15 protein-coding genes are annotated in these 18589 nt (G+C 58.2%); 13 read left to right on the top strand and 2 right to left on the bottom strand.

Going from position 1 to position 18589, the window contains the following annotated elements; all coding sequences use genetic code 11:
- From SMD27_RS22560 to SMD27_RS22580, 5 genes are all read left to right on the top strand, one after another.
- Positions 1-1485, top strand: a 1485-nt coding sequence (locus SMD27_RS22560; RefSeq protein WP_320510711.1) for a calcium-binding protein, incomplete at its 5' end; no start/stop codon positions are given.
- 46 nt (positions 1486-1531) lie between these two features.
- Positions 1532-3028, top strand: coding sequence for a nucleoside/nucleotide kinase family protein (locus tag SMD27_RS22565; protein ID WP_320510712.1), 1497 nt, complete (start codon positions 1532-1534; stop codon positions 3026-3028).
- A 104-nt stretch (positions 3029-3132) separates the two neighbouring features.
- Entirely contained in the window at positions 3133-3813 is a 681-nt protein-coding gene (locus SMD27_RS22570) for a hypothetical protein (protein WP_379991248.1), read from the top strand.
- 50 nt (positions 3814-3863) lie between these two features.
- Positions 3864-4013: a hypothetical protein gene (locus SMD27_RS22575; protein ID WP_320510714.1), complete on the top strand. Its 150-nt coding sequence runs from the start codon at positions 3864-3866 to the stop codon at positions 4011-4013.
- A 1-nt stretch (position 4014) separates the two neighbouring features.
- Complete coding sequence (locus SMD27_RS22580; RefSeq protein ID WP_320510781.1) at positions 4015-4584, top strand: class I SAM-dependent methyltransferase; 570 nt, start codon at positions 4015-4017, stop codon at positions 4582-4584.
- Between the two features lie 76 nt (positions 4585-4660).
- On the opposite strand, the gene SMD27_RS22585 is transcribed toward SMD27_RS22580, so the two are convergent.
- Positions 4661-6172, bottom strand: coding sequence for a lipopolysaccharide biosynthesis protein (locus SMD27_RS22585; RefSeq protein ID WP_320510715.1), 1512 nt, complete (start codon positions 6170-6172; stop codon positions 4661-4663).
- 28 nt (positions 6173-6200) lie between these two features.
- Positions 6201-7397 (bottom strand): hypothetical protein, encoded by a 1197-nt coding sequence (locus SMD27_RS22590; protein ID WP_320510716.1) that lies wholly within the window; start codon positions 7395-7397, stop codon positions 6201-6203.
- A 504-nt stretch (positions 7398-7901) separates the two neighbouring features.
- Here SMD27_RS22590 and SMD27_RS22595 point away from each other — a divergent pair.
- From SMD27_RS22595 to glmS, 8 genes are all read left to right on the top strand, one after another.
- On the top strand, positions 7902-8480 hold the full coding sequence (locus SMD27_RS22595) for a hypothetical protein (RefSeq protein WP_320510717.1): 579 nt from the start codon (positions 7902-7904) through the stop codon (positions 8478-8480).
- Positions 8481-8655: 175 nt separating this feature from the next.
- Positions 8656-10398, top strand: a complete 1743-nt coding sequence (locus SMD27_RS22600) for a GumC family protein (protein ID WP_320510718.1) — start codon at positions 8656-8658, stop codon at positions 10396-10398.
- Positions 10399-10576: 178 nt separating this feature from the next.
- On the top strand, positions 10577-11218 hold the full coding sequence (locus tag SMD27_RS22605; RefSeq protein ID WP_320510719.1) for a CpsD/CapB family tyrosine-protein kinase: 642 nt from the start codon (positions 10577-10579) through the stop codon (positions 11216-11218).
- Between the two features lie 91 nt (positions 11219-11309).
- Entirely contained in the window at positions 11310-12566 is a 1257-nt protein-coding gene (locus tag SMD27_RS22610) for an ExeA family protein (protein ID WP_320510720.1), read from the top strand.
- 97 nt (positions 12567-12663) lie between these two features.
- Positions 12664-14274: a glycosyltransferase family 4 protein gene (locus tag SMD27_RS22615; protein ID WP_320510721.1), complete on the top strand. Its 1611-nt coding sequence runs from the start codon at positions 12664-12666 to the stop codon at positions 14272-14274.
- Between the two features lie 9 nt (positions 14275-14283).
- A complete protein-coding gene (locus SMD27_RS22620; protein ID WP_320510722.1) occupies positions 14284-15534 on the top strand; it encodes an O-antigen ligase family protein in 1251 nt (416 codons plus the stop codon).
- Between the two features lie 46 nt (positions 15535-15580).
- Entirely contained in the window at positions 15581-16723 is a 1143-nt protein-coding gene (locus SMD27_RS22625; protein WP_320510723.1) for a glycosyltransferase family 4 protein, read from the top strand.
- Positions 16724-16743: 20 nt separating this feature from the next.
- Positions 16744-18564, top strand: coding sequence for a glutamine--fructose-6-phosphate transaminase (isomerizing) (glmS, locus tag SMD27_RS22630; protein ID WP_320510724.1), 1821 nt, complete (start codon positions 16744-16746; stop codon positions 18562-18564).
- The last annotated feature ends 25 nt before the right edge of the window (positions 18565-18589 follow it).

An 18589-nucleotide genomic window follows, 5' to 3' on the forward strand; every position in this document is an offset into this window, starting at 1 on the left:
ACCGGTGGCGATGGCACCGATACGGCCTTCGGTGATGCCGGCAACGATACGCTGAAATGGGACAGCGCCGACAGCTTTGATGGCGGGGTCGGTTTCGACACGATCGATGCGCGGCTCACCACCAGCGACACGATTGATCTGCGCGGCACCGGCTTCAAGAACGTCGAGCGGATTATGACCGCCAGCGGCCAGGATGTCGTGACGCTGAGCTTGAGTGAAGTCCTGGCCGAGACCGCGGACCGGCAATTCATTGCCGATCTGGGTAGCAGCAGTCCGGATACATTGAAAATCGACCTGGTCGGCGGTTGGACGGCGACCACCGCCAATCCGACGCTCGGTCCGACCGCGGTGGCGGCGGGGATATCCGTGACCGGCATGACCGCTTATACCTTCACCAACGGTGCCGACACGGTCACTGTCTTCAGTAATGCCGAGGTGGTCCAATATATCTCGCCCTTGCCGCCATTGTTCACGGCGCTCGACGATATCATCGATTTCAGCACGGTTTCCGCGGCGGACTATGCGCCTGGCACGCAATATAACGCGCTGGCCGGCAACGACATCGTGACATTGCCTGTCGATGCGGCCGCCGCCACCCATGCCGGCTACGATGCCACCCAAACATTCCATGGCGGTGATGGCAATGACACCATCACCGGGGGTACGCTGCACACCACGATCTTCGGCGATGCCGGCAATGACGTACTGAATGGCGGGAGCGGCAATGAAACGCTGAATGGCGGCACCGGTTCCGATACACTCAGCGGCGGGCTCGGCAATGATGTGCTGGATGGCGGAACCGGCACCGATACGATGGATTACCACGCCGCCGCTTCGGCCATTACCGCCGATCTGGCGCAGGGCACGGCGACGGGTGAGGGAACCGACAGTCTTCTCAATCTGGAGAATGTCACCGGTTCGGCCTTCAACGATACGATTACCGGCAATACCCTGGCTAACGTCCTGCAAGGCGGCGACGGTGATGACACGATACATGGCGGCGACGGTAACGATACCATCACCGGCGGCGCCGGCACCGATCACCTGTTCGGCGATGCCGGCAACGACACGCTGAAATGGGACAGCAGCGATACGTTCGATGGTGGTGCCGGCTTCGACACGGTCGATGCTGCCCTCATCAGTGCCGATACGATCGATATGCGGGGGCCGGCTTTCGCCAATGTCGAGCGCATCCAGACCGGTAGCGGCAAGGATGTGCTCACCTTAAGCCTCAACGATGTTCTGTCCGACACGGCGGATCACCAGTTCGTCGCCGATATGGGCAGCAGCAGCCCGGACACGCTGAACATCGATACCGCCGGCGGCTGGACGGCAACGACGGCCAATCCGACGCTCGGCGCCACCGCTGTGGCGGCGGGTATCTCCGTCTCCGGGATGGCCGCCTATACCTTCACCAATGGAGCTGATACCGTCACGGTCTTCAGCAATGCCGAAGTCGTTCATGCCCAGACTCTCTCCGCATGAGAGCATAAGAGGCCAGGAAACATTGACGCCCAGGAAATGCTGATAAATGGAATATCGCAGGGAACCACACGATCCGGTCTTGTCGGTTGCATCGCGTTTGTTCAGGACCCTCAATGAAGAGGGCATTCGCTACGGTATCTTCAAAAGCTCCCGCAACACGGCGGAGGCAGTCTCCGGCATGCAGGATATGGATATCCTCATCGCCCGGGAGGATTACCGGTCCTTTTGCCAGATCGCTTCACAGTTCGAGGGGATCCGCTCGGTAAACCATCCGAGCCTCACGTCCTCGGGACGAGAAGACTGGTTCATTCCCGATTTCGAAAGATGCAAATATCTGCATCTCGACGTGCATAGCAGCATCCGCCTGGGCGGGAAATTCGGAAAAAGGCACTGCCTCTATAACTACGCCGATATCCAGGACTGGCGTGTGTTGACCTTCAGCGATTGTTCGATACCGGTCGTTTCCTTCATGGATGAAGCGCGGATCACCCTTTCGCGCATCGCCTTCAGGACAACCAGCCTAGGCTTCGGTACATGGAAGAAATTACAAGGCACCTGGAAGACGGAAATCGACGAACTTCTTTTCGTGCCCGGCGGACCGGAGATGGCGACCGTCAGCTTCGCTTTCGGCCCGGAGAATTTCCGGTGCCATGTGAAGAAGGAAGACGGTGCCATCTGGGTGAACCGGCGGGAGCTGTCTGATCTGCGCCAGGTGATCCGCCAAGGCAACGCGGCGCCGGCTTTGAGCGTGCCGGCCGATTGGCTGCGTAATGCCTTGAACGGCGGCAGATATCTCGGCACCCGCTTTGCGAATCGCCTCTTTCCCGGCATCAGTATCGATCGTCGTTGCCCGGTGACGGGCGGTCTTGTCGTCGCCATCATCGGCCCGGATGGGATGGGCAAATCGACCCAGGTCAAAAGGATGCGGGATATCTTCGCGTTCAAGTTCAGCTGCCTCGGGCTTTATCTCGGCAGCGGTGACGGGCAAGGGTGGTGGCTCCGGCGGTTGATCCGGCTGTTCTATATCCGCCGGCGATCGAAGATCAGAGATATATTCCTCGATGGAGACGGTCTCAGGGAACGGCGGCCATCGATCAAAAAGCGCATCGGTAGCTATCTGCTCCAGTTTTGGGGTGTGCTTACTGCTCTCGAGCGTTACAATTCCGTCTGCAAGGCGCGGCGAAAAGCGGCTTGCGGCTTCATCGTGTTCTGTGATCGTTGGCCACAATCGCTCGGCCACGGCTTTCTGGATGGTCCGACCCGGCAGGATAACCGCTCCCGGACCTGGGTCCGGAAGTGGGAGTTGTCGCTCTATGAGAGGATGAACCGCTACCGCCCCGATGTCGCAATCCAGCTCGTGGCCGATTATGCGGTGTCGGCGGCAAGAAAACCGGGAGAGCTGCAGCAGGGCGAATTCGAGAAGCGTATCGATCTCATGACCGAACTGAGGAAGATCGACCCGCTGATTCAAGTCGTGGATGCCGGTAATGATCTCGACACTGTTTCGAGATCACTCTTCAAACTCATTTGGGAAAAGCTTTGAGTCCAAAACCGCCAGCATTCGGGCTCATCAAATTTGTTGAATTTGTCGGTTTACCGGGCAGTGGGAAATCAACCATAGCGACCTGCCTGGAAGCCGAGCTGAAGTTGTGCGGCCTGCAGACCGTCTCGAGAACCAGCATCCTTGCCGATACGGCCCCGTTTTTCCGCCGGCATGGCCGCCGCTTTTGGGTGGTCGCCCGAAATGCCTGGTCATGCCGCGACCTCTATCGCCGGTCCTTCCGGTATGCGCGGCAGAGCGGGCAGGAGACCGTATGGGATCTCGCCAAGGTGAGCTGGAACCTGTGGACTGTCATCGCCCTGATCGCGGAAGGCGAGCGGCGCCAGGGGACGACCGTCATCGTCGATCAAGGCCTGCTACAGGCAATCTGGTCTGTTCAGCTTACAGCCACACAGCCGTTTTCGCCGGAGCTCTGGAAAGACCTACTTCTGGCAACCGGTATCCGGCGTGCTTTGATTGCCAATATCCACACGGATATAAAAATCGCGCATATACGCGCTTCGACACGCAATTCAAACGGCAGCCGACTCACCGATCGACCATGGCGTGATTTGGAAAGGCAATGGGAAGCTGCCGCCCATACCGTCGCCGATCTCGTGAAGCTGGTCCGGGAATTGGCCGATTCCGACGATTCCGGCGGACATATCTTAAAGGTCGAAAATGTTGATGTACCACCCGAAGAAGCCGCCCGGGAAATTGCTTCGGCGCTTCTCCAAAACCGGGTTCACGGCAAACAAATTCAAAGCCGCACGGATTTAATGGCATAGATTGCGATAGTCCCTAACTGCCACGATCGGCGCAATCCCCTCGGAGGGCCATGAAATACGATCAGTTGGCGAAAAGCTACCTCGGCGCGGCCGCGGAGACATACGAAAGCGACCGCTCTCGCTTGAGCAAGTGGAAGGCTGAACAACAGGTGGTCGAGCGTCTGTTGGCGGGCTTTTCACCGGGGCACGACCGTCATTGACATTCCCGTCGGTACTGGTCGTTTCATACCCGCCTATGCCGCACTTCGACTGAAGGCAACGGGAATGGATATTTCGCCGGACATGACTGCAATCGCCGCGCGGAAGGCGGAGAAATTAGGGCTGGACATGCCGCTACTTATAGGCGACATCCGGCACATAGACGCAAAGGCGGATAGTTTCGATATCGGTGTTTGCATTTGCTTTCTCAACTGGGTGGATACTGCCGGTGCGAGAGAGGCACTTAAGGAATTGGTTCGCGTTACCGGCGGGCACCTCATTGTCGGCATCCGCCACTACACGCCCTTGGAAGAGTTGAGCTTCCTCAAGCTGCAGGAACTGGGACAATTCTTCCTGCAAATAGCCGTCCGAATATATAAAGCCTTCACTCAGACGGGCCTGAGAGTTCACGAGAAATCGGCCATTCACCGGATCTTTCGGGAAAAGAATTTGCGAACTGTCGAGCAAGTCAGGGTCGTGCCGCGGAAATATGGCACCGATTATTATATTTATATGCTCGAGAAGCCGCGGCGGGGCGCTTATCCAGGCGAGGAGGCCGAGCCCATGGAATGATAACAAAAGTTGGCGGTCAGTGGCTTATTCCATCCTGGGAAATTCAAATGAGGCGTCCCAGAGCCATGTCGCGCCGCTAGACCGGTTGTTTCTCCGCGCTGAGGCGGCCTTTCACTTTCGAAGCCATTTTTAAGAGGTTGTGCAGCCCGAAAACGAGCGGGCTGAAGAGCGCCATCGTCAGCACGGTCAAAAGTCCGACGGCAATGAGAAGGAGGCCGTCGGAGAGATTGAAGATGTGAGCGGTGCTGCGAACCCAATATCCCAAGGCGACAACAATCGCGGAATTGGCAGCCGCAGGTGCGACAGCCCGCAGCATGAGTTGAGGGGTAATCGCAGTATCCCGGATGGCATAGGCAAATAGCGGCACCAGCAGGATTGTATTGGAGATCGAATAGCTGGCTGCCACGCCGATAGGCCCCCAGTTCAGGCCGATGACGAAGCCACCGACGACGACAGGCAGCGAAAGAGCGCTCCACCACAATTGGCGATCGGCACGCCCCCGCGCGAAATTGATCCAGCCAGCCGAAAGATAGGCCACCTGAAGAATGCCGGCAGGGATCAGACATTGAATGATGGGAACAGCTTCGCGCCATTTCGGGCCCAGCAGGATCTGAATCGCCTCGTTCGTACAGACGATGGCCGCGCATAAAGGTGGGCCGACAAGAAACATCATGACCTTGAGCGCGTTACTATAAGATTTCGCAAAGCCGGCGGGATCCTCCCGTTGCTGGCTCAGATGGGGAATGAAAACGCGCGATAGGGGCGTTACGACTTGTTGGATCGGTAAAAGAACCGTGCGATAGGCCAAAGCATATGGCCCTAGAGCGGCGGGACCGAGGCGCCAGCCGATCAGAACGTTATCGATATTGCGCAAAAAATAGACGATGAAGTTCGATACGGCTGCACTCACGCCGAATTTGAATAAGGACCGTGTGCCGATATCCATCGAGAAGAAGCGTGGGAACCAGCGGACATAGATGAGAAGCGAACTCGTGTAAACCACCTCGTAAGCGAGCTGGCGCACACAAAGGGCCCAATAGCCGAAGCCGCCTATCGCAATCGCCGCGCTTACGAAAAGGGCGATGGACGAAGCTGCGATCTCCATGACGAAAACCGCCTGGAAGCGAAAGCCACGATAGACCAGCGCTTCCAACTGGACGCGGATGCCGCTGAACAAAAAGAGGATGGTGAATGCACGAATGAGGTCGGTCAGCCGGCTCTCATTATAAAAGTAGGCAACGGCCGGAGCCGACAAGACAAAGAGACCGCCAAGAACAATACCGACAAGCATATTGGCGTAAAAGAGGGTCGACGCTTGCCGTTCCGAGAGGGTGGCCGATTGCAATGTTGCAATGCCGAGTCCGGCATCGCGCAGAACCAGAAAGAAAGCAATGAGCGGCGTCACCATGCCATATATGCCGAAGTCGGCGGGGACCAGGAAACGCGCCAATATGATAATCGTCAGGAACTGCAACGAGACCTGTGCGAGCCGGGTCGACATGCTGAAAAATGACGCCCCGACGACACCACGCCGGCCACCACGGTCGGTTGCGGTCGCGCTGAGGAGCTGATCGATCCGACGTGCCATGTTTTGTGATCCCCTCCTTCCGATAGGCTCAGGAAAATTCCGCGACGTAAGCCGCGATGGGGCCGTCCTTAATTCCCCAATTGCTGGCGAAGATGACGCGCCGCCCGTCCGGCGAGGACGAGCCATGCGGCTCCGTCAGATAGCCATTCGTCACGGCATGGGTTTGCACCAGACGGCGCACCCGCTGGCTGCCATCAATCGCAAGCGCCGTGATCTCGCTTTTATAGGGCGCGAATGTCGGGCGTGCGTTGCCCTTGGCGAAAGTCGCGAAGATCCAGCCGGGCTCACGGGTATTGCGGGCCGAGACATGGCTGGCGAAGCAAGGTGGCGAGAGAATGGTGACATGGCCATCGGCCAGCCGGCGCTTGATGATCTGCCAGCGCTCGGGATCGGATTTGCTGCGCCCGACAAAGACCTCATCGCCGTTATTGTCGATCGTGAAATCCCCGTGGCCGGGCCTTTCGTATTCCGTCCAGGTCTGCAGCAGTTTGCCATCTAGCGTGAACACCCGCCGGTGATAGCTCGTTGCATCTGCGCTGCGCCAGGAATGAGCAACGATCAGCGCGCCTTTCGGAGATACCGATGTGTGGCCCATCTTATGCTCGCTGCTCATGTCGATATCGGCCAGCTTCTCGCCCGTCTCCAGATTGACGACAAAAACGACATTCTTGCCGTCGTCGCGTTCCGCGGTGAGGGCGATCATTTTGCCATCATCGGACGGGTTGCCTTTGTGGTCGCCGAAATTGGCGCCGCGATAGCCGCTGAGGGGATTGACGACATGAGTCTCGTTCTTTCTGACGTGCCACAGACCGACACCCTTCGCTGAGACAAAGATCATGAAATCGGCCTGTCTGGGGTGCCAGCGAATTTCACCAGGATCTGGCCGTGCCATGAGCGGTTTATAAGTCTTGCCGTCGAGATAGACGCGTGGCTTCGTGCCGCGATCCAGAACGAGCAATGTCTGGTCCGCATTCCAGGCCTGATCGATCGAATAATGATGACGTGCGACCTTGCCCCAGGTGAGATTCAAACCCGGTACCGGGCCGAGGGGCTCCGTCACCTTTACGACTTTACTCCCAAATTTCGGATCGGTTATCGATTTCAGGTAATGCAATGCCGGCGCCGCTTCCGCGCTCTCGCCGAAGGCCGCATCGCTTCCACTTTCCAAAAGCGCCAGACTCGTCATCGACGCCGTGGCTAGCTGGAGAAAATGACGCCGTGACATTTCTGAATCAGACGATCTCTGTGTCATTGCTCGTTCGATTGTTTCCGGTGCCGGCAGCAATAGGATAGAAAAGAAACGGGTGAGCTCATGCTTGATCGACTTGCGCGGTTGTACCCACAACTGCTGATCACTGTGTTGCCCCGGAGGTGATGGCATTCGCATCTACCGTGAAAGGTGCAGATGAATTGCCAACTACGTCTACGACAACAAACTCATTTGATCTCGCCTAGAAATCACGACTGGCAGTGCTGTTTCACTCTGCATTGTTCGCTTGGCTGTTCGAAGGTCTGGTTATCGAGGACAATGCGACCAAAGAGAGCTTTGTTTTGATGCCTGATGTGAGACGCAATGCTCATCTTATTCGCGCTGCCCCAAACATCATCTCCGCGTCGATGTGAGATACTGCAAAACAAAATATGCGGCATCATCCATCCAGATGATGACAGTGTGTTTGGAGCTACATAGCCTCCTGTTTCTGATTTATTACAAAATTGAAGTGGTTTGGTGAAATATTTTCCGACCTTAATTTGGTCGCTGTATCGCGAAATGCCGCTTTCTCTTGAGAAGCATGATCGAAGGGAGGATGACATGAGGTCAAGTGCATCGTTTGCTCTTCTCTTCATGCTTGCTCTTCTTTTCCTAAGTGGGGAGGCGAAGGCGCAGTCGGCAGGTGTGACTGACCGAAGCGAGGCGATCAACCAGCCGGCGCCTATCGAGCGCATCGCCGGTGAGGCCATCGCCAGCGATGAGCTTGCAAGGTCAGCCTGGCTCGACACAACCATGGCACATGTTGCGACAGCTGATGTAGCCACATCGCAAAAGATCGCACCAGACGATCCCGCAGATGGCGGCAATGCGACAACATCGCGTGAGTCCGGGAGACCGTTGGAACGAGCCATGCCTGCCGGCGCGACCTTCATGCATTTGGCGGCCAACACGATGGCCGTGGATTTCAAGAGCCGCGATCGGCGGACATTCCGCGCCAATCCATCGACTGCGCCGCGGGCGCCGATGGCGTTGTCGCTTCTGACGATCAGTCTCATCGTCCTGGCACTCTTTGAACACCGCAGGAGGCAACCCTAGACCAGTAGGGATTCAAAAAGACTTTGCGGGCGACGTAGGTAGCCGTATGCCGGACAGTTTGAAATCCGCCACCCGCCTTCTCGGGAAGGTGAATGGGGACGGCTGTCCAAGTGATTGACGGGCTTTGTGCGAAACAACTTGGGGGCATGTGGGTGCCCATCGGAGCGTTCCTGAAATGACTGACATTCCTAGCGATGATGTACCTGTATTCAACGACTATTTCGCAATCTTCACACGCCGCAAATACCGCATGCTACTGGTCGGCATTGGAGTTTTCGGTCTGGCGATACTGACCGTCATCTTATGGCCGGCGACCTATCGCTCATCGGCGACGATCCTGATCGAGGAACCCGATGCGGCCGATGAATTCTTCAAGTCCAATCCCGGCAATTTCGCCGATGAGCAGTTACAGGCGATTCAGCAACGCGTGCTCACGACGCAAACCCTCATCACGGTGATCAATAAGCTTAACCTTTATTCGGACATGCGTCTTTCGCAGCCGCTGGATCTGATTGTCGACATGATGCGGACGAAGATCCATATGGATGTCGTCAGTGCCGATGCCATCGATGCCAAGAGCGGACGGGCAGCGCGGGCAGCAATCGCCTTTACTTTGTCTTTCGACGGCAGCTCGCCAGAGATGGCGCAGCAGGTTACCAGCGAGCTGGTCAATCTCTATCTGGCGGAAAATCAGCGCAGCCGCGATGAACAAGCTGCCGCGACCGCGGGGTTCTTCAGCGGTCAGAGCCGGCGGCTGCAACTGAATATGCAGCGCTTGGGTTCAGCGCTTGGCAAGTTCAAGGAGGATCATGCCGGCTTCCTTCCGGACGACCAGGTGGCCAATATGCAGCTCCTGGACCGGACTCAAAGCCAGGTTCTTGAACTGACCCAGCAAGTGCGTGCCTTGCGCGACCGGCAGGGCCTGTTGCAGTCGCAGCTTTCGCTGACGGATCCAGTGGCACAGATCAGGGTCGTCGATCCTTCCCTCATGTCTCCCGATACGCAACTGGCCATGTTGCGCAGCCAATATGCTCAGGCAAGCGCACGATATGGCACGCAGCATCCCGATGTCGTGGCAATGAAGCGCCAGATCGATAACCTGGTTGCCGCCGGTGTGAGCGATGGAGGAAATGCTGACGTACTGGCCACCCAACTCCAGCAATTGGAAACGCAGCGTGATGCAGCGATGCAACGCTACGGTGCCAAGCATCCCGATGTGGTTAAGCTGAACCGGCAGATCCAGGCGACCAAGAGTCGGATGAACACGTCGGGCCGGTCGGGCCGGCTGCCCAGCAATCCGGTCTATCTGCAAACCCAGACGCAGATTGCCAGCATCGGCAGCGAGATCAATGCGGTTGAGCAGCAATTGCGGGATGCCCAGGCCAAGAGCGCGGAGATCGAGGATCGGCTGATCAAGAGCCGCGCCTTGGAGCGCGATTACGATGCCTTGAAGCGCGATTATGACGCTTCCGTCACGCAGTACATGGAAGTCAAAAGCAAGGAAGATGAAGCGGAAATTGCCCGTAATCTCGAAGCCGAGCAAATGGTGACCAAACTTTCATTGATCGAGCCGCCGTTGAAGCCGGTCGCGCCGATCAAGCCCGACCGTGTCTTGCTGCTCGCGGCCGGCCTGCTCATGGCAGTTGTGGCCGGGATCGGGTTTGGCATCGTCTCGGATATCATGGCGGGGCGCGTCAACGGTTCGCGTCAATTGACCCGGCTTGCCGGCGGCGCGCCTTTTGCGGTTGTGCCGGTCATCTATTCGAAAGCGGATCGCCGCCACAGCCGCATGACGACATTGTCAAGCTTTGTCCTTGTCGTCGTCACCTTCGCTGTCATCCTCAGCTACTTGGATCTCTTCGTCGCCCCGCTGAACATCATCTGGGCGAACATCATGGGATGGCTCGGAATTTTCTAAGACAGGTCACGTCACCTTATTCGCATGATGGAGCGAACTTATGGAGCAGGTCGAGCAAGCTCTTCGGAAGGCGAAAGAACAAGGACAAAACGCGGCCCGCGGGTTCTTCAGGCATGCGATGGGCAGGGGGCGGGAATCCGCTTCCTTTTCCTACACTCAAACCAGAACGGATCATCTCGTGCCGGAAATCCTGGAAAGAAATCGTGTGGTCGCCGCCCAGTTTCAGCACCCATTGACGGATGTCTATCGTACCTTGCGGGCGCAGGTGCTGCAGGCCTTGCATCACGAAGGCAAGACCACGATCGGGATCACCAGCGCCAATCCGGATGAAGGAAAGACCCTGACGGCGGTCAATCTCGCCATAGCGACGGCGATGGATGAAAACAAGACCGTCCTGCTGGTCGATGCCGATCTCCGTGAACCGGGCGTCGCGGAATGCCTGGGCATCGAGCCGACCAATGGACTAGAAGATTACCTGATGGGAACGGCGACCATCACCGATTGCCTGATCAATCCGGGGATCGAGCGTCTCTCGATCCTGCCGGCGAAAACCCGGATGGGAAATTCAGCCGAGCTGCTGGCCTCCTCGAATATGCTGCAACTGGTCTGGGAGCTGAAGACCCGGTATCCCAACCGGCTCATCATCTATGACCTGCCGCCGGTCTTGACGGTCAGCGACACGATCAGCTTCCTGCCGGCGATTGAGGCGACGTTGTTGGTGGTGCGGGACGGAGCGACGCGCACATCGGATCTCAGCCGTGCGCTGCATCTGCTCGCCAATCACAGCCTGATCGGAACGGTATTGAATGCCGCCCAGTGAGGGCTGGCGGTGATGCGCCCGGACGATTGATGCGCAGGGTATGGCGCTGATGCGTGACGATCTTATTCGCCACTGAAAACGGTGATTTAACATGTATGAGTCCTTTTTCGGTCTTATTGAGCGTCCCTTCACGCTGCGGCCGGACCCGCATTTTCTCTATCTAAGCTCGAAGCACAAATTGGCGCTCAGCATGCTGGAATACGGCCTGACGGGCCAGGCGGGCTTCGTCGTCGTCACCGGCGATATCGGCGCCGGCAAGACCACGTTGATCCGGCACTTCCTCAGCCGCGCCGACCACATGTCAATCCTGGGTGTGATATCCAATACCCATGTAGCCTTCGGCGACATCCTGCAGTGGGTCTTTCAGGCGCTTAATATCGAGACGGAAGCGACCAATAAGGCCGAACGCTACAAGGTTTTCACCAAGTATATCGAGCTGCAGTACAATCGCGGCCATCAGGTCGTCCTGATTGTCGATGAAGCGCAAAACCTCACCGCCGGGGCCCTGGAGGAATTGCGGCTGCTGTCGAATATCGATATCAACGGCCAGACCCTGCAGATCATCCTGGTGGGGCAACCGCAGCTCTTGGAAAAGCTGAAACAGCCGAGTCTGCATCAATTCGCCCAACGCATCTCGGTCCATTACCACCTGACTGCGCTTACCTACCGCGAGACCTGCACTTATATCAAGCACCGCCTCGCCGTGGCCGGGGCGCAGCGGGCGATTTTCGACAGCCTCGCCATGGCGGCCGTTTACTATTTCACCGCAGGCGTGCCGCGCACGATAAATTCCATCTGCGACATGGCCCTTGTCTACGCCTTTGCAGAAGGCCGGCGCATCATCGATGTCGATACGATTCTTGCCGTGGCGTTGGACCGGGAGAAGAGCGGTGTGCAGACTCTGGCGCGGCAGGCGAGCACCGTAACCCGCGAAATTCTGCAGCAGGAATCCGAACAGGAATTCGGCGAGGGTGAGGAGGCTGCGCCGGCTGAGCCCGTCTATGTGGATCAGCCGGAATACGCTGCGCCGCAATACTATGACGGGGAAGCCGAATATGGTGACGCGGCCTGCGTCGGTGATGCCATGCCCGACAATATCCCCGAAGACGTGCCGGAGAAGGCCGTCGAAGGGGCCTATGCCTCCGTTCCGGCAAGGCGGGCGAAGGAATATCCCTCACAGCAGGAGGGCCTGACTCCGGCTTTTGCACGCGCCGACAGCTATAGCTATCTGCGGGGCGCCGGCGATGGCGCGGCAGCGATCCCCTCTTTCGCGCGCGGGAATACGATGACCGATCTCGAATCGAAAAAGATGTTTGATCCGTTCGTCTGGCTGCGCTGGGTCCTATGACCTAACAAGCGAAGGATGAACGCTTAGGTCGATAAGACCACCACATTCGCTCAGCAGTTGAATGCGCACGACGCCCTGAAAAGGCGACGGAGGTGCCATGATGGAGCTCGCGCTCTGTTTCATAATGTCGTTTTTTATCAGTGTTGTTCTGATCCCCATCTTGATGCGCTATGCGCCTCAATTGGGTCTGGTCGACCGGCCGGAGGCGCGCAAGATTCATCTCGGCCTCGTGCCGCGCGTCGGCGGCATCGGCATCGTGCTGAGCGCGATGGTACCGATTTTTGTCTTCGCGCCCATCGACATCACCGTAGCCGGATATTTGATCGGTGCCACAATCATTGTCGTGTTCGGCGTCCTGGACGATCGCCTCAATCTCGATTTTCGCCTGAAATTTCTCGGCCAGGCAGCCGGAGCCTCCGCGGCGATCGCGGCCGGCATCGGGTTCGATCAGCTCCCCTTGCTGGACATGGAGGGCTATGGCCGCATCGCCTTATACGCAGTCGCCATGGTCTTCCTGATCGGCGTCACCAATGCCTTCAACCTGATCGACGGTCTGGACGGCCTCGCCGCCGGCAGCGCTCTGATCAGTCTTGCCGCATTGGGTATGCTTTCCGTGCTGACCCATGGGACCGGACCGGTTGTCATGATCGCCGTGGCGATCATCGGCGGCATTCTTGGTTTTCTGAAATACAACACGCATCCGGCGATCGTTTTCATGGGCGATGGCGGTAGCCAATTCCTCGGCTTCTCCATCGGCGCCCTGGCCATGCTGCTGATCGACGGGTCACAGGAGCGGGTCAGCCCGGCGACCATTCTGCCGCTTCTGGGCCTGTCACTGTTCGACACCGCCATGGTGATGTTCATCCGTCTGCGGGAAGGCCGCTCGCCGTTTTCGCCGGATCGCAATCACATCCATTACAAATTGCTGGACCTGGGCTTGAAGCACCATCAGGCGGTGGCGGCTATCTATGGCCTCCAATCGCTGATGGTGGTCGCCGCCTATCAGCTTCGTTTCCAGGACGATTTGACCATCATCCTCGTCTATGTCTGCCTTTGCGCCGCCTGCGTCGTGACCTATCGTTATCTGCGGCAGCACAAGCAGCGGCAGCAGCATGCCGGGTCAAAATGGTTCTATTGCCCGCAAAGCCTGCGCAATCTCCTTCTGCTCTATATAAAGATCTCCGTCGCTGCCTATCTGGTGCTCGGCGCCTGCATCGTGGCGCCGCCCTCGGTCGATATGGGCATTCTTGCCTTGGGCCTCGCCCTCTTCACCATTCTCAGCGTCGCTTTCTCCAAGCCGTGGTCGATGATGGCGCGGCGCCTCTCCGCTTATCTGGCGTCGATCTATGTGAGCTATCTCTTTGCTACATCGATCGGTCTTCCCTGGCTCAACGTCTTTTGGTTCCATCTGTGGATCGCCTCCATCGGCGTCGCCGTCACTTTCGTACTGGTCTTTTCGCCGCGTGACGAATTCCGCTTGTCCAATCTGGATATCCTGATCGTCATCGTCGCCTTGGGTGCCCTGACGGTCTCGGCTTTCCAATTCAACGCGACGCAGATAGCGAGCCTGGTCATTCAAGGCCTCGTCCTGATTTATGCCTGTGAATGCCTCTTGGCGATCAAGGCATCGCGCTTCGGCGCCGTGGGCTTTCTTTCAACTTTGTCGTTGCTGCTGACCGGGGCGCAATTGCTCCTGTCGGTGCGTTAGGGGGATGGAATGACGCCGTCGACAGTCACCATATCCCCCAGGAGCTCGAAAGCGGGGCGGAACCCGCCGCGAAGCCGGCCGCCACGCAACCTCACGCCAGCCGAACGGGTCGATCCCACCGAGGCGCCACTCGGCATTGCCGACAAGCTGGGGCTGTCCGGGCTTGCGCTCTATATCCTGCTGAAGCCTTTTTACATGCTGCCTTCCGGCCTGCCGCAGGTTGGCGACTTCCTGCTCATCATCATGCTGACGCTGCTTGCCTTCCAGCGCCGGGTGTATTTCAGCAAGGAAGCGCGCGCCTTCACCGGCTGGATGGTGCTTTTCGCCGTGCATGCGACCGTGGTGAATGTTACCTGGTCCGCCATCCTAGCCGACAAAAAGGTCATGCTGTACGCGGCCTATTACGTCTTCAATGTCGGGCTGGTCATTCTTTGCCTGCGTTATGGCTTCCTCAAGCCGAAGGTAACGTTGGTGGTCATCGCTTATGCCACCACCGCATCTGTGGTGCTCCAGGCCGGCGCCTCCTTCCTAGCCGACAAGGAGGAGATGATCCGGCAGACGATCTCCTTCAACAATCCTAATCAACTCGGCTATTGGTCGCTGCTCTCGCTCTGCATCTTTTTAAGCATCGCCAATCGGCTGAAATTTCCCTGGTACATGCAGACGCTGGTACCGATCTGCCTCTGCTATACCGTCGCTCTCTCGCTTTCTAAAGCGGCGATGCTGGCCTCGGTCCTGACAATTTTCATTCACGTGGTGAAGAACAGGAAGATGCTTGTCATCGCGATCGTGCTGGCGGGTATCGGCTATGTGGCATTGGAGAAGTCGGCGATCGTCGACCATGTGACCAATCGGATCGACAACATCGGCCAGCAATACGATGACAGCTTCTATGCCCGCGGCTATCTGCGGATCATCGCCTGGCCGCAATATGTCCTCCTTGGGGCCGGGGAGGGTGCGATCTATCGCTGGGATGACAGCGAATATAGCGACGACCGGTTCGAGATTCATTCGACCATGGCCACCATTCTGTTCAGCTACGGGCTGGTCGGCCTGACGCTGTTCCTCTCGGCCATCTGGTGCATCTATCGCGGCACCTCACTCGGACAATTCCTCTATGTTTTGCCGCCCTTTCTCTACGGCATCACGCATCAAGGTCTGCGCTTCTCCCTGTTCTGGCTTCTTTTCGCCGTCGTTCTGGTCCTCGGCTCGATACGAGAGAAGGGGGGGCGGCAGCAGGAAGGAGCGAAGAAAGCCTGATCGAAAAACGCCTCAGAATCGCAACAACGTGGGAATGGGTGGTCTCATGAAAGTCATTCTGTTTGCGAATACGGATTGGTATCTCTGGAATTTTCGGCGCGAACTGGCGATCGCCATTCGGCGCTATAACTGGGAAGTCGTGCTGGTATCGCCGCCAGGACCCTTTGCGGAACGCTTCATGGAGCTGGGGGTACGATGGATACCCTTGAAGATGAAGCGGGACAGCACAAATCCCCTGCATGAATTGCGCTCGATCGCCGCTCTATGGTCGATCTACCGGCAGGAACGGCCGGATCTCGTCCATCACTTCACGTTGAAATCGGTCATTCACGGCTCGCTCGCCGCGCGGCTTGCCGGCATTCACTGCCAGGTGAACGCGATTGCCGGTCTCGGCTATATCTTCTCCAGCCAAAGTGCCAAAGCGCGCCTGTTGCGGCCTGTGGTCCGGATGCTGCTCAAGGCAGCGCTGGCCGGGCGCTCGACCATGACGATCTTCCAGAACCCCGATGATATCGCCGCCTTCACCGCCGCCGGTCTGGTGAAGCAGTCGCAGATCAAACTGATCCGCGGTTCCGGTGTCGACACCCGGCGGTTTAAGCCAGTGCCGCGTGACCGCGATCACCGCTGCCGCATCCTGTTGGCCACACGGCTGCTCTGGAGCAAGGGTGTGGAGGACTATGTCGAGGCGGCCCGGCGCTTGGCGTCATCCGGCCTTGATGCGGAATTTCTCGTCGCCGGCACGCCCGACCTTGGAAGTCCCGATTGCATCCCGCCGGATACCATCGATGCCTGGCGCGCCGAAGGTCATGTCACCTTCCTCGGCCATGTGGATGATATCGATCATCTTCTCGCCTCGATCGACATCGTCGTGCTGCCGTCGCGCTATGCGGAGGGCATTCCGCGCATCCTATTGGAAGCCGCTGCCTCTTCGGCTGCCCTTATCACCACGGACCGGCCAGGGTGCCGAGAGATTGTGGAGGATGGCTTGACCGGCTTGTTGATTCGGCCGGGCGACACTGAGGCTTTGACAATGGCCCTGCGGTCGCTGATCGCCGATCCGGAACGGCGCCAGCAATTGGGTGGAGCTGCACGTCGCAAGGCGGAAGCCGAATTCGACGAGCAATTCGTCATTCAATCGACCATGGATGTCTATCGGCAAACGCTCTCGCCAAATGTCGCGCTGCATTGATGGAATGACGGAGGCCGGATATGTGCGGCATCATCGGTATCCTGGGACGGCCGGATGTTTCCGGACTACTGTTCGATGGCTTGAAGCGACTGGAATATCGCGGATACGATTCCGCCGGCATCGCCACTTTGGTCGATGGCCGGATCGAGCGGCGGCGGGCGAAGGGAAAGCTTGCCAATCTGGAAAAGCTGCTTGCCGCACATCCGCTGACAGGGACGACGGGGATCGGTCATACGCGCTGGGCGACCCATGGTCGCCCCAGCGAGGTCAATGCCCATCCCCACGCCACCGGCAAAGTGGCGCTCGTGCATAACGGCATCATCGAGAATTTCCAGGAGCTCCGTGAAGAACTGGCTGCCGCCGGCCATAGTTTCGTGACGGAAACCGATACCGAGACGATCGCCCATTTGCTGACGCAATATCTCGACGAGGGCAAGACGCCGGAGGAGGCGGTGGCAGCCGGGATGGGCCGGCTGGAAGGCGCCTTTGCTTTGGCCATCCTCTTCGCCGGGTGGCCAGATCTGATCATCGGCGCACGGCGCGGTTCGCCCCTGGCAATCGGCTATGGGACGGGGGCTATGTATCTCGGCTCCGATGCGATTGCCTTGGCGCCCCTGTCCAACCGCATCACCTATCTTCAGGAAGACGATTGGGCGGTGCTGACGCCGGAAGGAGCGCGGTTCTTCAACCACGATCGTCGGGTCAGCCGGAAGGTTCAGCAGACGGCGCTTTCGGGCGCGGTCATCGGCAAGGGAAATTATCGCCATTTCATGATGAAGGAGATCGCCGAACAGCCGGCGGTCATCGGCAAGACCCTGCAGGTCTTTCTCGATCCGAATAAGCGCCGCATCAAACTGCCGGCCATGCCGCTCGACTTCGCCAAACTCGACCGCTTGACCATCACCGCCTGCGGCACCGCCTATCTCGCCGGTTTCGTCGCCAAATACTGGTTCGAGCAGATAGCGCGCCTGCCAGTGGAGATCGACGTCGCCTCGGAATTCCGCTACCGCAACACACCGCTGCCGGCCAACGGCGCGACGCTGGTCATTTCCCAGTCCGGTGAAACCGCCGATACACTAGCGGCCTTGCGCTATGCCAAGGCGCAAGGAAATGAAATCGTCGCCATCCTCAATGTCCTGGAAAGTTCGATCGGACGTGAGGCCGATATCGTCTTGCCAATCCTGGCAGGGCCGGAAATCGGTGTCGCCTCAACCAAGGCTTTCACCGCACAGCTCACCGTCCTGGCGGCGCTTGTACTTGCTGCCGCCAAAGCGCGGCAGGTCATCGATCTGCGGCATGAGGTTGAACTCTACAATGCCCTGGTCAGCCTGCCGGGGAAAGTTGCCGAGGTCTTGGACAACGACGATCATCTACAGAAAGTCGCCGCGGAGATATCGAAGGCGCGGACCGTGCTGTTCCTGGGTCGCGGCTCGGCTTATCCGCTTGCCTTGGAAGGGGCGCTGAAGCTCAAGGAAATCACTTACATCCACGCGGAGGGATATGCCGCCGGTGAGATGAAGCACGGCCCTATCGCCTTGATCGACGGGAATGTACCGGTCGTCATCCTCGCGCCGCATGACAACCTTTTTGAGAAGACCACCTCTAATCTGCAGGAGGTACACGCACGGGGCGGCCGCATCATCCTCATTTCCGATGCGGAAGGCATCGCCAGGGCAGGGCATGGTGCGACGCATGCACTGGAATTGCCGCAGGTCGATCCCTTCGTCGCGCCGATCCTCTATGCCGTGCCCTTGCAGCTCCTGGCCTATTACGCCGCTGTCGCCAAGGGCACCGATATCGATCAACCGCGCAATTTAGCGAAGAGCGTTACGGTCGAATAACGGCCCGGATGCGTGGGAATGGGAC

It is taken from the genome of Dongia soli (assembly GCF_034044715.1).
Taxonomy (GTDB): Bacteria; Pseudomonadota; Alphaproteobacteria; order Dongiales; family Dongiaceae; genus Dongia_B; species Dongia_B soli.

What these genes read in the sequence shown, in the direction of transcription:
- SMD27_RS22610 (WP_320510720.1), top strand. Translation starts at nt 11,310, where the DNA reads ATGTATGAGTCCTTTTTCGGTCTTATTGAGCGTCCCTTCACGCTGCGG.
- SMD27_RS22590 (WP_320510716.1), bottom strand. Translation starts at nt 7,397, where the DNA reads ATGTCACGGCGTCATTTTCTCCAGCTAGCCACGGCGTCGATGACGAGT.
- SMD27_RS22565 (WP_320510712.1), top strand. Translation starts at nt 1,532, where the DNA reads ATGGAATATCGCAGGGAACCACACGATCCGGTCTTGTCGGTTGCATCG.
- SMD27_RS22585 (WP_320510715.1), bottom strand. Translation starts at nt 6,172, where the DNA reads ATGGCACGTCGGATCGATCAGCTCCTCAGCGCGACCGCAACCGACCGT.
- SMD27_RS22575 (WP_320510714.1), top strand. Translation starts at nt 3,864, where the DNA reads ATGAAATACGATCAGTTGGCGAAAAGCTACCTCGGCGCGGCCGCGGAG.
- SMD27_RS22615 (WP_320510721.1), top strand. Translation starts at nt 12,664, where the DNA reads ATGATGGAGCTCGCGCTCTGTTTCATAATGTCGTTTTTTATCAGTGTT.
- glmS (WP_320510724.1), top strand. Translation starts at nt 16,744, where the DNA reads ATGTGCGGCATCATCGGTATCCTGGGACGGCCGGATGTTTCCGGACTA.
- SMD27_RS22625 (WP_320510723.1), top strand. Translation starts at nt 15,581, where the DNA reads ATGAAAGTCATTCTGTTTGCGAATACGGATTGGTATCTCTGGAATTTT.
- SMD27_RS22600 (WP_320510718.1), top strand. Translation starts at nt 8,656, where the DNA reads ATGACTGACATTCCTAGCGATGATGTACCTGTATTCAACGACTATTTC.
- SMD27_RS22620 (WP_320510722.1), top strand. Translation starts at nt 14,284, where the DNA reads ATGACGCCGTCGACAGTCACCATATCCCCCAGGAGCTCGAAAGCGGGG.